Annotated in this window: 13 protein-coding genes; 7 read left to right on the forward strand and 6 right to left on the reverse strand. The window is 65.5% G+C overall.

Annotated elements, in window-relative coordinates; all coding sequences use genetic code 11:
* Position 1: 1 nt before the first annotated feature.
* The gene (locus tag RXV79_RS06070) at positions 2-652 is read right to left on the reverse strand and encodes a DUF1345 domain-containing protein (protein ID WP_316702570.1); all 651 of its coding nucleotides are present in this window, start codon (positions 650-652) and stop codon (positions 2-4) included.
* Positions 649-894: a DUF1653 domain-containing protein gene (locus RXV79_RS06075; RefSeq protein ID WP_316702571.1), complete on the reverse strand. Its 246-nt coding sequence runs from the start codon at positions 892-894 to the stop codon at positions 649-651. Before RXV79_RS06075 ends, RXV79_RS06070 begins: the two co-directional genes overlap by 4 nt.
* 23 nt (positions 895-917) lie before the next feature.
* Between RXV79_RS06075 and RXV79_RS06080 the strand changes: the two genes are divergently transcribed.
* On the forward strand, positions 918-2177 hold the full coding sequence (locus RXV79_RS06080; RefSeq protein WP_316702572.1) for an RsmB/NOP family class I SAM-dependent RNA methyltransferase: 1260 nt from the start codon (positions 918-920) through the stop codon (positions 2175-2177).
* A 133-nt stretch (positions 2178-2310) separates the two neighbouring features.
* Complete coding sequence (locus RXV79_RS06085; RefSeq protein ID WP_316702573.1) at positions 2311-3534, forward strand: DesA family fatty acid desaturase; 1224 nt, start codon at positions 2311-2313, stop codon at positions 3532-3534.
* A 105-nt stretch (positions 3535-3639) separates the two neighbouring features.
* Here RXV79_RS06085 and rpmG read toward each other — a convergent pair whose 3' ends face one another.
* The 3 genes from rpmG to trxB all read right to left on the reverse strand — a co-directional run bounded on the left by rpmG (position 3640) and on the right by trxB (position 5136).
* Positions 3640-3807: a 50S ribosomal protein L33 gene (gene rpmG, locus RXV79_RS06090; protein ID WP_047498832.1), complete on the reverse strand. Its 168-nt coding sequence runs from the start codon at positions 3805-3807 to the stop codon at positions 3640-3642.
* A gap of 14 nt (positions 3808-3821) precedes the next feature.
* Positions 3822-4055, reverse strand: a complete 234-nt coding sequence (gene rpmB / locus RXV79_RS06095; protein ID WP_257828928.1) for a 50S ribosomal protein L28 — start codon at positions 4053-4055, stop codon at positions 3822-3824.
* Between the two features lie 127 nt (positions 4056-4182).
* Positions 4183-5136, reverse strand: a complete 954-nt coding sequence (trxB, locus tag RXV79_RS06100; RefSeq protein WP_316702574.1) for a thioredoxin-disulfide reductase — start codon at positions 5134-5136, stop codon at positions 4183-4185.
* Positions 5137-5305: 169 nt separating this feature from the next.
* Here trxB and RXV79_RS06105 point away from each other — a divergent pair, with 169 nt between their 5' ends.
* From RXV79_RS06105 to lolA, 3 genes are all read left to right on the forward strand, one after another.
* Positions 5306-5971, forward strand: coding sequence for a Crp/Fnr family transcriptional regulator (locus RXV79_RS06105; protein ID WP_257828930.1), 666 nt, complete (start codon positions 5306-5308; stop codon positions 5969-5971).
* 70 nt (positions 5972-6041) lie between these two features.
* A complete protein-coding gene (locus RXV79_RS06110; RefSeq protein ID WP_316702575.1) occupies positions 6042-8405 on the forward strand; it encodes a DNA translocase FtsK in 2364 nt (787 codons plus the stop codon).
* Entirely contained in the window at positions 8402-9013 is a 612-nt protein-coding gene (gene lolA, locus RXV79_RS06115; RefSeq protein WP_316702576.1) for an outer membrane lipoprotein periplasmic chaperone LolA, read from the forward strand. Before RXV79_RS06110 ends, lolA begins: the two co-directional genes overlap by 4 nt.
* A gap of 9 nt (positions 9014-9022) precedes the next feature.
* Here the strand turns inward: lolA and RXV79_RS06120 are convergent, their stop codons facing one another.
* A complete protein-coding gene (locus RXV79_RS06120; RefSeq protein ID WP_316702577.1) occupies positions 9023-9778 on the reverse strand; it encodes a tetratricopeptide repeat protein in 756 nt (251 codons plus the stop codon).
* 91 nt (positions 9779-9869) lie between these two features.
* Here RXV79_RS06120 and RXV79_RS06125 point away from each other — a divergent pair, with 91 nt between their 5' ends.
* Together RXV79_RS06125 and RXV79_RS06130 are read left to right on the forward strand one after the other, a co-directional pair.
* Positions 9870-11210 carry a replication-associated recombination protein A gene (locus RXV79_RS06125; protein ID WP_316702578.1) on the forward strand — a complete coding sequence of 447 codons (1341 nt, stop codon included), beginning with the start codon at positions 9870-9872 and terminating at the stop codon, positions 11208-11210.
* Positions 11211-11388: 178 nt separating this feature from the next.
* Entirely contained in the window at positions 11389-12312 is a 924-nt protein-coding gene (locus RXV79_RS06130) for a branched-chain amino acid ABC transporter permease (RefSeq protein WP_316702579.1), read from the forward strand.
* Positions 12313-12320: the final 8 nt, after the last annotated feature.

A 12320-nucleotide genomic window follows, 5' to 3' on the forward strand; every position in this document is an offset into this window, starting at 1 on the left:
GTCAGATGAGCCCGGCCGCGATGTTCACCATCAAGGCCAGGATCGCGGTGTTGAAGGCGAACGACAGCACCGCCTGCAGCAACACCAGGCGCCGCATCGCGGTGCTGACGATGGACACGTCCGCCGTCTGCGAGGCGACGGCGATGGTGAACGAGAAGTACAGGAAGTCCCAGTAGTCCGGCGGCTCCGTGTCCGGTCCCCCCGGAAACAGCAACCCGTGACCGCCGGCATGGCGGTGGAAGAGGCTGGCATAGGTCAACGCAAACAGCGTGGGCAGCAGCAGCCACGAGCCCGCGACCGTGGTCAGCGCAAAGGCGATGTGCGGCCAGGCCTCGCCCGGTGGGGCGCCCTTGACGCGCGCGAGCTCGAGGGCGATGGCGGTCACGCTGGCGATGACGGCGGCGATGATGGTCGTGAGCACCGCGCCGGCGCCGGCAGATTGGGCGATGGCGGTGCGGCGCAGGTGGTGGTGGTCCTGTCGCGACATCACCCAGGCGGCCTGCACGAGGTAGGACCAGGTGAAGACGTTCCAGCCCACGAGCAGTCTCGTGACCCAGGGCTGCGTCACCAGCGACAGGGCCGCCGTGGCGCCTGCCGAGACCGAGAGCATCAGGTGCGGCCGCGCGCGAAGCTGGGCGAGCAGCGCCTTCATGTGTCTGCGATGCGCTGGAAGCGGGGGCGCCGCAGGCCGTCGATCTCGACGTCTTCGAAGAACATCGCATGCGGCCTCACCCACAGCCCGCTGGCGTTGTAGAGCGGTCGATAGACCACCAGCGGCTCCAGCGTCTCGCTGTGGCGGGCCACGCCGATCACCTCGTACTCGTGGCCCTTGTAGTGGCGGTAGCGGCCGAGCGGCGTGGGGGGCAGGGGCTTCAGGTCGTCGTCGGTGCTCATGAGGGGCCAAGGATAATCGCGGGATGCATCCCAACGCCTTGCTCGAACTCGCCACCGATCTGCTGCACAAGGTTCTGCAGTTCGACTCACCGGCCGACCGCGTGGTCTCCGACTTCTTCCGTACCCACCGTGCGCTTGGCCAGCGCGAGCGGCACACGCTGGCCGAAACAACCTACACCGTGCTGCGGCAGCGCCTGCTGTACCAGCACCTGGCGCAATCGGGCAAGGGCGAGATGGAGCGGCGCCTGGCCGTGCTCGCGTGGCAGGGCAACGAGGGCTTCCTGCGCGCCGCGCTGAGCGAGCCCGAGCAGCAGTGGCTGGCCCAGGTGCAGGCAGTGGACCGCAGTGCGCTTCCCGAGAAGCTGCGCCACAACCTGCCCGAATGGCTGGCCGACACGCTCAAGGCGCAACTCGGCGACGAGTTCTGGCCGCTGGTGGAAAGCCTCAACGAGAGCGCACCACTCGACCTGCGTGTCAACACCTTCAAGGCCAAGCGTGAAGACGTGGCCAAGGCGCTTGCCGACGCCCGCATCGACGCCCAGCCGACGCCGTATTCGCCCTGGGGCCTGCGCGTGCAGGGCAAGCCGGCGCTGAACAAGCTCGACGTCTTCACGCGTGGCGATGTCGAGGTGCAGGACGAGGGCAGCCAGCTGCTTTCGCTGCTGACCGACCCCAAGCGCGGCGAGATGGTGGTCGACTTCTGCGCTGGCGCGGGGGGCAAGACGCTCGCCCTCGGCGCGGCCATGCGCAACACCGGCCGGCTCTACGCCTTCGACACTTCGGGGCACCGCCTCGCGGCCTTGAAGCCGCGCTTGGCCCGCAGTGGGCTGTCGAACGTGTATCCGGCCCAGATTGCCCACGAGCGAGACGAGCGAATCAAACGGCTGGCCGGAAAGATCGACCGGGTGCTGGTCGACGCGCCGTGTTCAGGCTTGGGCACGCTGCGGCGCAATCCTGACCTGAAATGGCGGCAATCCCCGGAGTCGATCGAGGAATTGCGTGTGAAGCAGGCGGCAATCCTCGCCAGTGCGGCGCGCCTCCTGAAACCCGGCGGGCGCCTCGTGTACGCGACCTGTAGCGTTCTGGAGCAGGAGAACGAGGCCATCGTCTCGGAATTCACGGCCGCCCAGGGCAAGGCGTTCAGAACGCTGTCTGCCGCTGAACTGCTGGAGAAGGCCCACGTGTCCGGCGCTGAGGGGCTCGTCCGAGGCGATTTCCTACGCTTGTGGCCGCATCGTCACGGCACGGATGGCTTTTTTGCGGCGGCGTGGGAACGCACCTGAGCTTGAAGCCTCCAACTGCGGCCTTCAGATCAGGAAGACGGAGCGTGAAAACTGCTCGGTTTTCCGGATTCCGGCTGGAGGGCCCCCTCTACAATGCCACACCCATTTGGGTGTGACGGTTTCAAGGTAGCTGATGAACGAAATGATGTCTCTGTGGAATGGTCTGGTCGCTTGGCTGGCCGGTGGTCTGGTGGAAGCGTCCTGGTGGCAGATCGTGCTGTACACCCTGGCCACGACGCACATCACGATCGCAGCGGTCACGATCTTCCTGCATCGTTCGCAAGCCCACCGCGCGCTCGACCTCCACGCCATCCCCTCTCATTTCTTCCGCCTCTGGCTGTGGCTGGGCACGGGCATGGTGACGAAGGAATGGGTGGCCATCCACCGCAAGCACCACGCGAAGTGCGAAACGCAGGACGACCCGCACAGCCCGGTTGCGCACGGCATCAAGACCGTGCTGCTGACCGGCAGCGAGCTCTATCGCGCCGAGGCGAAGAACCAGGAGACGCTCTCCAAGTTCGGCCACGGCACGCCCGATGACTGGATGGAGCGCAACGTCTACAGCCGCTTCACCTGGCAGGGTGTGGGCATCATGCTCATCCTCAACCTGATGCTGTTCGGTGCGGCTGGCCTCACCGTCTGGGCGGTCCAGATGCTGTGGATCCCGATCACCGCCGCCGGCATCATCAACGGCCTCGGCCACTGGTGGGGTTACCGCAATTTCGAGGCGCCGGACGCGAGCACCAACGTGTCGCCCTGGGGCATCATCATCGGCGGCGAAGAGCTGCACAACAACCACCACACCTACCCGACGAGCGCCAAGCTGTCGGTCAAGAAGTACGAGTTCGACATCGGCTGGGCTTACATCCGTGCGCTCGAGATGATGGGTCTGGCGAAGGTGCGCAAGACCCCCCCGATGCTCAAGCTGGGCAACATCAAGCCGGTGGCCGATTCCAAGACGCTCGAGGCGCTGATCGCCAACCGCTACGAGGTGATGGCCAAGTACGCGCGCGACCTGCGCGTTGCCTGTGCGACCGAAGTGAAGCGCCTGAAGGCCGAAGGCGCCGGTGCCAACGCCAAGCTGGCCAACATGCGCCTGGCCCGCCGCTGGCTGCACCGTGATGCCGACAAGATCCCGAGCCATGTGAAGGCGGCGGTCGAGAGCGCCCGTGATCAGAGCCCGGCGCTGGCCAAGTTGGTCGCCATGCGCGAAGAGCTGCGCTCCCTGTGGACGCGCACCAATGTGTCGGCCGAGCAACTCGTGGCCGATCTGCAAGCCTGGTGCAAGAAGGCCGAAGAGAGCGGCATCGCCGCGCTCCAGGAGTTTGCGCTCAAGCTGCGCGCCGCCCACGCGTAACGCCTGCAGCCAAGAGACGAAGGCGGGCCCGCGTTGCGGGCCCTTTTCTTTTCTGGGCAACAAAAAACCCGCCAGTGGCGGGTTCTTCATTGGAGCGGAGCTGAGTTACTTCAGCTTCGTTTCCTTGTACATCACGTGCTTGCGAGCCTTCGGATCGAACTTCATGATCTCGATCTTCTCGGGCGTCGTCTTCTTGTTCTTGTCGGTCGTGTAGAAGTGACCGGTGCCGGCTGACGATTCCAGCTTGATCTTTTCGCGTCCACCTTTTGCCATGATCGGCTCCTAACTTAGATTTCGCCGCGGGCGCGCAGGTCGGCGACAACCTGCTCGATGCCCACCTTGTCGATCAGGCGCAGTGCCGCGTTGGAGATGCGCAGGCGCACCCAGCGGTTTTCGTTTTCAAGCCAGAACCGGCGGTATTGCAGGTTGGGCAGGAAACGGCGCTTGGTCTTGTTGTTGGCGTGGGAAACGTTGTTGCCCACCATCGGGCCCTTGCCCGTGACTTGACAGACGCGTGCCATGACGCTTCTCCGTGTGATCTGTTTAACTGGAGCCGAGACTGTGCAAGAAATGCGCAGCCGGTTTCGGCAAAGACGACGAGTATAGCCCGCTTTTCCCTACCTGCCTACCCTGGCACTCCGACCGCTGTCAATGGCCGAGGAAACGCTGCGCGTCCAGCGCGGCCATGCAGCCGGTTCCGGCGCTGGTGATGGCTTGGCGATAGATGTGGTCCTGCACGTCGCCCGCGGCGAAGACGCCGGGCACGCTCGTCATTGTTGCCATGCCGTTCAGGCCGCTCTGGGTGACGATGTAGCCATCCTTCATCTCCAGTTGGCCCTTGAAGATGTCGGTGTTGGGCTGGTGGCCGATGGCAATGAAGCAGCCTTTGACGGCGAGATCCTGGGTGCTGCCGCTGTCGGTGCTTTTCAGGCGCACGCCGGTCACGCCGGAGGCATCGCCCAGCACTTCGTCGAGCGTTTGCCACAAGTGCAACTGCATCGTGCCGGCCTTGACCTTCTCCATCAGCTTGTCGATCAGGATCGCCTCGGCGCGGAACTTGTCGCGGCGGTGAATCAGGTGCACCTTGCTCGCGATGTTGGACAGATACAGCGCCTCTTCGACCGCCGTGTTGCCACCACCCACCACGCACACTTCCTGCCCGCGGTAGAAGAAACCGTCGCAGGTGGCGCAGCCGCTGACGCCGCGGCCCATGAAAGTCTCTTCAGAAGGCAGGCCCAGGTACTTGGCCGACGCGCCGGTCGCAATGATCAACGCATCGCAGGTGTAGGTGCCCGAGTCGCCCTTGAGCGTGAACGGGCGCTTGGAGAAGTCGACGGTGTTGATGTGATCGAACACGATCTGGGTGTTGAAGCGCTCAGCATGCTGCAGGAAGCGCTGCATCAGCTCGGGGCCTTGCACGCCCATCACGTCGGCCGGCCAGTTGTCGACTTCAGTGGTGGTCATGAGCTGGCCACCCTGCGCGATGCCCGTCACGAGCATCGGCTTGAGATTGGCGCGTGCCGCGTAGATGGCGGCGGTGTAGCCCGCGGGGCCGGAGCCGAGGATCAGGACCTGGGCGTGTTGGGTGTTGTTCTGAGTCATGGCGGAAACGAATGCGAAAACAGCGAGAGGGCGTCAGTCTGACATGGGGTTGACGCCGACTGGCATCAATTCGTGTAATGGTGACAATTGCCCATATGCTAGGAAAACGTTAGTTTTCCACGTTTGATTTCCCTCAGGCGCTTGCATTCCACAACAAGGAGGTTCTCCGATGGCCATGTTGTCCAATCTGGACTTGATCCGGCGCGTGCCGCTGTTTTCCCTGCTGACCAATGAGCAGGCCACGGCCATCGCCGACAGCGTGGTGAAGCGCCGGTTCCGCCGGGGAGAGATCATCGTCGAGCATGGCAAGAAGTCGAACGCGTTGTTCATTCTGCTCACGGGTCGCGCACGTGTGCTGACATCCGACTCCCGCGGCCGCGAGGTCATCCTCGCCGTGCTGCACCCCGGCAACTACGTCGGCGAGATGAGCCTGATCGACAACGAGCCGCATTCGGCCACCGTGCGTGCCGAGGTGCAGACCGACATGCTGATCCTCGGCCGAGCAGAATTCGCGCGCTGCCTCCCCGAGAACTCCAGCCTCTCCTACGCCATCATGCGCGGCCTCGTGCAACGCCTGCGCAGCGCCGACCGCCAGATCGAATCGCTGGCGCTGCTCGACGTCTACGGCCGAGTGGCCCGCTCGCTGCTCGACATGGCCGAAGACGACGGCGACGTGAAGATCATCCGCAACAAGGTCTCCCGGCAAGACATGGCCAAGATCGTCGGCGCATCGCGCGAGATGGTCAGCCGCGTCATGAAGGACCTCGAAGACCGCGGCATGGTCGAGACCCAGGAAAACGGCTCCGTCATCATCAAAGAACGCCTGACGGGCTGACCGTCGCTTTGGCCCGCCTCCGTGGGGCGATTCGGCAGAGTCGCCACACCGCATCGGCCACAATGGCTGCATGACGTTTCCCCTCGGATCGCTACGCCCTGAAGGCGGTTCGGCGGCCTCGGCTGCCGGCACCTACACCCGCGATGGGGCTCCAGCTTCCTCCCCCATGACTCCCGTCGGTCTGCGCACGCGCTTCGGCGTGCTCGTCGGCGGCGTGTTGTGGTTGCTGGCGCTGATTGCGCTGGTCACGCACAACGCGGCCGACGCAGCCTTCTCGACCTCCGGCAGCGCCGCTGTGCCGATCAACAAGATCGGCGCGCTCGGCGCACGCTTCTCGGACATTGCGTTCGTGCTCTTCGGCTATTCCGCCTGGTGGGGCATGTTGATCAGCTTGCGTGCGTGGTTGAGCGCATTGGCGCGCGTGCTGCGCGGCGGCGAACCTGCGCAAGCGCCTCGGCCGCAGGCGCCGTTGTGGATGTTCTGGGTGGGCGTGGCGCTGCTGATGTGCGCAAGTTGCGCGCTCGAGTGGACGCGCCTCTACCAGTTCGAGCCGCACGTGGCCGGCGGCAACGCGGGCGGCGTGCTGGGTTATCTGCTCGGCCCCGTCAGCCAGCGCTGGCTGGGGTTTGCCGGCTCGGGTGTGTTGTGGATCGCGATGCTGGTGGCGGGCCTCGCGCTGGCGTTCCGCTTCTCGTGGCTGCGCACCGCCGAGGGCATCGGCCAGTGGGTCGACTCGCTGCGCGAGAAACGTGTGGAGCGCATCGAGCGTGCCGAAGACCAACGCATCGGCGAGCGTGCCGTGCGCGAGCGTGAGCATGTGGTGGAAGTCGAGCACCAGCTGCACGAAGAGCACGTGCCCATCGTGATCGAGACGCCGGTGATCGAAGTGCCGAAGTCGGAGCGTGTGGTGAAGGAGCGCCAGAAGCCGCTCTTCACCGAACTCGCCGACACCAAGCTTCCGCAGGTCGACCTGCTCGACGCGGCGCCCGGCCGCCAGGAAACCGTGACACCCGAGACGCTCGAGATGACCTCGCGTCTCATCGAGAAGAAGCTCAAGGACTTCGGCGTCGAAGTGCGAGTCGTCGCCGCCTCGCCCGGCCCGGTGATCACGCGCTACGAGATCGAGCCGGCCACCGGCGTGAAGGGCTCGCAGATCGTCAACCTCGCGAAGGACCTGGCGCGCTCATTGAGCCTCGTGAGCATCCGCGTCGTCGAGGTGATCCCGGGCAAGAACTACATGGCGCTGGAGCTGCCCAACGCCAAGCGGCAGACCATCCGCCTGTCCGAGATCCTCGGCTCGCAGGTCTACAACGACGCCGCCTCGCAGCTCACCATGGGCCTGGGCAAGGACATCATCGGCGCCCCCGTCGTCGCCGACCTCGCGAAGATGCCGCACTGCCTCGTGGCCGGTACCACCGGCTCGGGCAAGTCCGTGGGCATCAACGCGATGATCCTGTCGCTGCTCTACAAGGCCGAAGCACGCGACGTTCGCCTCATCCTCATCGACCCGAAGATGCTGGAGATGAGCGTGTACGAAGGCATCCCGCACCTGCTGGCGCCGGTCGTCACCGACATGAAGCAGGCCGCCAACGCGCTCAACTGGTGTGTGGGCGAGATGGAGCGCCGCTACAAGCTGATGAGCAAGCTCGGCGTGCGCAACCTCGCTGGCTACAACAAGAAGATCGCCGAGGCCACGGAGCGTGGCGAGGCCCTGCCCAACCCGTTCAGCTTGACGCCCGAGCAGCCCGAGCCGCTGGAGCGCCTGCCGCATATCGTGGTGGTGATCGACGAGTTGGCCGATCTGATGATGGTCGTCGGCAAGAAGATCGAGGAGTTGATCGCCCGCCTTGCGCAGAAGGCGCGTGCCGCCGGCATCCATCTCATCCTCGCCACGCAGCGTCCGAGCGTCGACGTGATCACCGGCCTCATCAAGGCCAACATTCCCACGCGTCTCTCCTTCCAGGTCAGCAGCAAGATCGACAGCCGCACCATCCTCGACCAGATGGGCGCCGAAGCGCTGCTCGGCATGGGCGACATGCTCTACATGGCCTCGGGCACGGGCCTGCCGGTGCGTGTGCACGGTGCCTTCGTGAGCGACGACGAAGTGCACCGCGTCGTCGACTACCTCAAGCAACAGGGTGAGCCCAACTACATCGAGGGCATCCTCGAAGGGGGCATGCTCGACGGTGAAGGCGACCCGAGCACCGCCGACATGCCCGGTGGCGGTGGCGGCGAGAACGACCCGATGTACGACCAGGCCGTGGCCGTGGTGCTGCAACACCGCCGAGCCTCGATCTCGCTTGTGCAGCGCCATCTGCGCATCGGCTACAACCGCGCAGCCAGACTGCTGGAACAAATGGAGAAATCCGGCCTCGTAAGTGCCATGTCCACCAACGGCAACCGCGACATCATCGTCCCGGCCCGCAGCGAATGAAGAAGTTTCTTGTCTCGACGTTGCTGATGTTTGCTGCCGCGGCAGCCAGCGCACAAACCGCGGTCGACACGCTCAAGGACTTCGTGCGCGACGTGAAGTCGGGCCGCGCTGAGTTCACGCAGACCGTCACCTCGCCCGATGGCGCGAAGAAGAAGACCTCGAGCGGCAAGTTCGAGTTCTCGCGCCCCAACCGTTTTCGCTTCACCTACCTCAAGCCCTTCGAGCAGGTGATCGTGGCCGACGGCCAAAAGGTCTGGATCTACGACGCCGACCTGAACCAGGCCAGCTCGCGCAAGTTCAGCCAGGCGCTCGGCGCCACACCTGCGGCGCTGCTGGCCGGTGGCTCATTGGAGAAAGACTTCGACCTTGCTGCTCAACCGGCGAAGGACGGTCTCGACTGGGTCGAGGCCACGCCCAAGGCGAAGGAGGGCAGCTTCAAGTCGGTGCGCGTGGGCTTCAAGGGCAAGACCCTGAGCGCGATCGAAGTGGTCGACGCGTTCAACCAGCGCTCGCTGCTGCAATTCAGCCAGTTCGTGGCCAACGAGCCGATCAAGGCCGAGACCTTCGTCTTCACCGTGCCCAAGGGCGCGGACCTCATCGAGCAGTGATGCGGCGCTTCAGCGCGCCGCGCTCTCCATCTCGGTGAGGGCTTGCTTGGCGGCCGCGATCCACTCGCGGTTCATGTCGCGCGAATGCGCGTGGCCGCGCTTCGCATCGGCCAGCACGTGTTCGAACGCCAGCTTGGCCGCACTCAGGTTGCCGCGCTGCTTCTGGAAGAGGCCGTACTTGAAGCGGGCTTCGAGCGTGCCGTCGGTCGCGATGACGACTTCGAAGGCCTGGGCCGCTTCCGACCGGCCGGCACCGTGCAGCGCTTCGGCGTACATCAGGGCGAGGTCGCCGGTCTTGTGTTCAGGCGAGGCGGCGAAGAGCCGCTCCAGCGTGGCCACGGCATCGGTGTGCCGCCCGGCTTCGAGCTCGGCGATGGCCAGGCCCTTGAGGAAGGACACGTCTTTCGCATACGCACCCGACGCCGCTTCGCGGTAGTGGGCGATGGCGTCTTCCACCTGCCCCTTGGCGAGCAGGGCACGCGCGAGCTGCGCGCGGTTGTAGGCGGTGGGTGTGCGGTCGAACTCGGCGGCAGCCAGGCGCAGCTCGCGCTGGGGGTCCACCAGGCCCTGCATCACGCGTGCGGCGTTGCGGCCGGTGCGGGTGTGGCGGATGTCGGGCAGGTATTCGGCGAAGAAGTACACGAGGCTTCCGAGTGCCGGGAACGCGAAGAGCACCATCAACCAGTAGTTGGGCCGCCCGTTGCGCACGGCATGAACGGCAAAGAAGGCCGCGATGGCCAGGTGGACCAGGGCAAGGATCGGCATGGGGACTCCCTCTCTCTAGAACGTCCGCTGTAGGCCGCGGCGCGCCGCCATTTTAGGAAACAGGGCAGGGCCTGACTGCGACAATCTGCACATGGAATCGCTGCAGTTGCCCCTGGGAGACGATGACGCGCAAGCGCCGCTGGCCGAGCGGCTGCGGCCCCGCACGCTGGCCGAGGTGATCGGCCAGCAGCACCTGCTCGGGCCCGGCAAGCCGCTGCGTGTGGCGTTCGAGTCGGGCCGCCTGCACTCGATGATCCTCTGGGGCCCGCCTGGCGTCGGCAAGACGACGCTTGCGCGCCTGATGACCGATGGCTTCGATGCCCAGTTCATCCAGATCTCGGCCGTGCTGGGCGGTGTGAAGGACATCCGCGAGGCTGTCGAGCGTGCGCAGGTGGCGCAGGGCACGGGCAAGCGCACCGTGGTGTTCGTCGACGAGGTGCATCGCTTCAACAAGGCCCAGCAGGATGCCTTCCTGCCGCACGTGGAGTCGGGCCTCTTTACCTTCATCGGTGCGACCACCGAGAACCCGTCGTTCGAGGTCAACTCGGCCTTGCTCTCGCGTGCCACGGTGCACGTGCTGAAGTCGCTCACCGACGAGGACATGACGCAGCTGCTGCAGCGCGCCCGCGACCTGCTGGGCGCACCGCCGCTCACCGAGGCCGCGCGAGACCGCCTCATCGGCTATGCCGACGGCGACGCGCGCCGCCTGCTCAATGCCTACGAGAACCTCGTGCGCATGGCCGATTCCAAAGCCGACACCATCGACGAGTCGCAACTCGAGCGCTCGCTCGGCGAGCAGCTGCGCCGCTACGACAAGGGCGGCGAGCAGTTCTACGACACCATCTCCGCCTTGCACAAGGCCGTGCGCGGCAGTGACCCCGATGCCGCGCTCTACTGGTTCGTGCGCATGCTCGACGGTGGTGTCGACCCACGCTACGCTTCGCGCCGCCTCGTGCGCATGGCCAGCGAAGACATCGGCCTGGCCGACCCCCGCGCGCTGCGCATGGCGCTCGATGCGGCCGAGACCTACGAGCGCCTAGGCAGCCCCGAGGGCGAGCTGGCGCTGGCTCAGGCGGTGGTCTTCCTCGCGATGGCGCCGAAGTCGAACGCCGTCTACACCGCCTACAACACCGTGCGCGCCTTCATCGCGAAAGACGGCACCCGGCCGGTGCCGCTTCACCTGCGCAATGCACCGACCAAGCTCATGAAGGACTTGGACTATGGGCGCGACTACCGCTATGCGCACGACGAGCCGGGTGGCTTCGCGGCCGGTGAGAACTACTGGCCCGACAAGCTTGTGCCGCAGCGCTTCTACCAGCCGGTCGAACGCGGCCTGGAGCTGAAAATAGGGGAGCGGCTTCAGGAGTTGAGGCGCCTCAATGACGAGGCACGCGAGCGCTCCACAGAGGGAGACAAGCGCAAGAATCGCTGATCGCTGTACGGGGAAACGCGCAGCAGGCGCCGCTCAGGTGGCCCCCTAGAATCGCCCCCGTCACAGCCCAGACATCAGACAGAGCCCCGGCGTCCACACGACGGCGGGCTTTTTGCTTACAGGCAGGAGCGGCGTCCACAAGACAAGCCGCTTTCGACTTCCCCAGGAGACTCCTTCGATGGATACATTCATCCAGCAGATCATCAATGGTCTGGTGCTCGGCAGCGTGTATGCGCTGGTGGCCCTCGGCTACACGATGGTCTACGGCATCATCAACCTCATCAACTTCGCGCACGGCGAGGTCCTGATGGTGGGCGCGCTCACGAGCTGGACGGTCGCGACCTCGCTTCTGGGCATCGGCTGGCCGGGTTGGCTGGTGATGGTGATCTCGCTGCTCGCCGCGATCATCGTGTGTTCGGTGCTCAACTTCAGCATCGAGAAGATCGCCTATCGGCCGCTGCGCACCGCGCCGCGCCTCGCGCCGCTGATCACCGCGATGGGCATGTCGCTGCTGCTGCAGACGCTCGCGATGATCATCTGGAAGCCGAACCCGAAGCCGTACCCGATCCTCATCTCCGCAGAGCCGTATGAGATCGGCGGCGCGGTGATCAACACCATCCAGATCCTCATCCTCGTGACCACGGCTGTCACGCTGGCGGGGCTCATGTACCTCGTCAACCGCACCAAGCTCGGCCGCGCGATGCGCGCCACCGCCGAGAACCCGAAGGTCGCCGGCCTCATGGGCGTGCGGCCCGACATGGTCATCTCGGCCACCTTCGTGATCGGTGCGGCCCTCGCGGCACTGGCCGGCGTGATGTACGCCGCCAACTACGGCTCGGTGCAGCACTCGATGGGCTTCCTGCCGGGCCTCAAGGCCTTCACCGCCGCCGTGTTCGGCGGCATCGGCAACCTGGCGGGCGCGATGGTGGGCGGCGTGCTGCTCGGCCTCATCGAAGCCATGGGCGCTGGCTATATCGGCGACCTGACCGGCGGCATCCTGGGCAGTCACTACCAGGACATCTTCGCCTTCATCGTGCTCATCCTCGTGCTCACGCTGCGGCCTCAAGGCCTGCTCGGCGAGCGTGTGGCCGATCGCGCCTGAGGAGCCGA

The organism is Piscinibacter gummiphilus (assembly GCF_032681285.1).
In the GTDB taxonomy this organism is placed as follows: Bacteria; Pseudomonadota; Gammaproteobacteria; order Burkholderiales; family Burkholderiaceae_C; genus Rhizobacter; species Rhizobacter gummiphilus_A.

Excerpts from the sequence above, each read along its gene's own strand:
- RXV79_RS06125 (WP_316702578.1), top strand. The coding sequence starts at position 9,870 with ATGGAATCGCTGCAGTTGCCCCTGGGAGACGATGACGCGCAAGCGCCG.
- lolA (WP_316702576.1), top strand. The coding sequence starts at position 8,402 with ATGAAGAAGTTTCTTGTCTCGACGTTGCTGATGTTTGCTGCCGCGGCA.
- RXV79_RS06085 (WP_316702573.1), top strand. The coding sequence starts at position 2,311 with ATGAACGAAATGATGTCTCTGTGGAATGGTCTGGTCGCTTGGCTGGCC.
- RXV79_RS06070 (WP_316702570.1), bottom strand. The coding sequence starts at position 652 with ATGAAGGCGCTGCTCGCCCAGCTTCGCGCGCGGCCGCACCTGATGCTC.
- rpmB (WP_257828928.1), bottom strand. The coding sequence starts at position 4,055 with ATGGCACGCGTCTGTCAAGTCACGGGCAAGGGCCCGATGGTGGGCAAC.
- rpmG (WP_047498832.1), bottom strand. The coding sequence starts at position 3,807 with ATGGCAAAAGGTGGACGCGAAAAGATCAAGCTGGAATCGTCAGCCGGC.
- RXV79_RS06080 (WP_316702572.1), top strand. The coding sequence starts at position 918 with ATGCATCCCAACGCCTTGCTCGAACTCGCCACCGATCTGCTGCACAAG.
- RXV79_RS06105 (WP_257828930.1), top strand. The coding sequence starts at position 5,306 with ATGGCCATGTTGTCCAATCTGGACTTGATCCGGCGCGTGCCGCTGTTT.
- RXV79_RS06120 (WP_316702577.1), bottom strand. The coding sequence starts at position 9,778 with ATGCCGATCCTTGCCCTGGTCCACCTGGCCATCGCGGCCTTCTTTGCC.
- RXV79_RS06110 (WP_316702575.1), top strand. The coding sequence starts at position 6,042 with ATGACGTTTCCCCTCGGATCGCTACGCCCTGAAGGCGGTTCGGCGGCC.
- RXV79_RS06130 (WP_316702579.1), top strand. The coding sequence starts at position 11,389 with ATGGATACATTCATCCAGCAGATCATCAATGGTCTGGTGCTCGGCAGC.
- trxB (WP_316702574.1), bottom strand. The coding sequence starts at position 5,136 with ATGACTCAGAACAACACCCAACACGCCCAGGTCCTGATCCTCGGCTCC.
- RXV79_RS06075 (WP_316702571.1), bottom strand. The coding sequence starts at position 894 with ATGAGCACCGACGACGACCTGAAGCCCCTGCCCCCCACGCCGCTCGGC.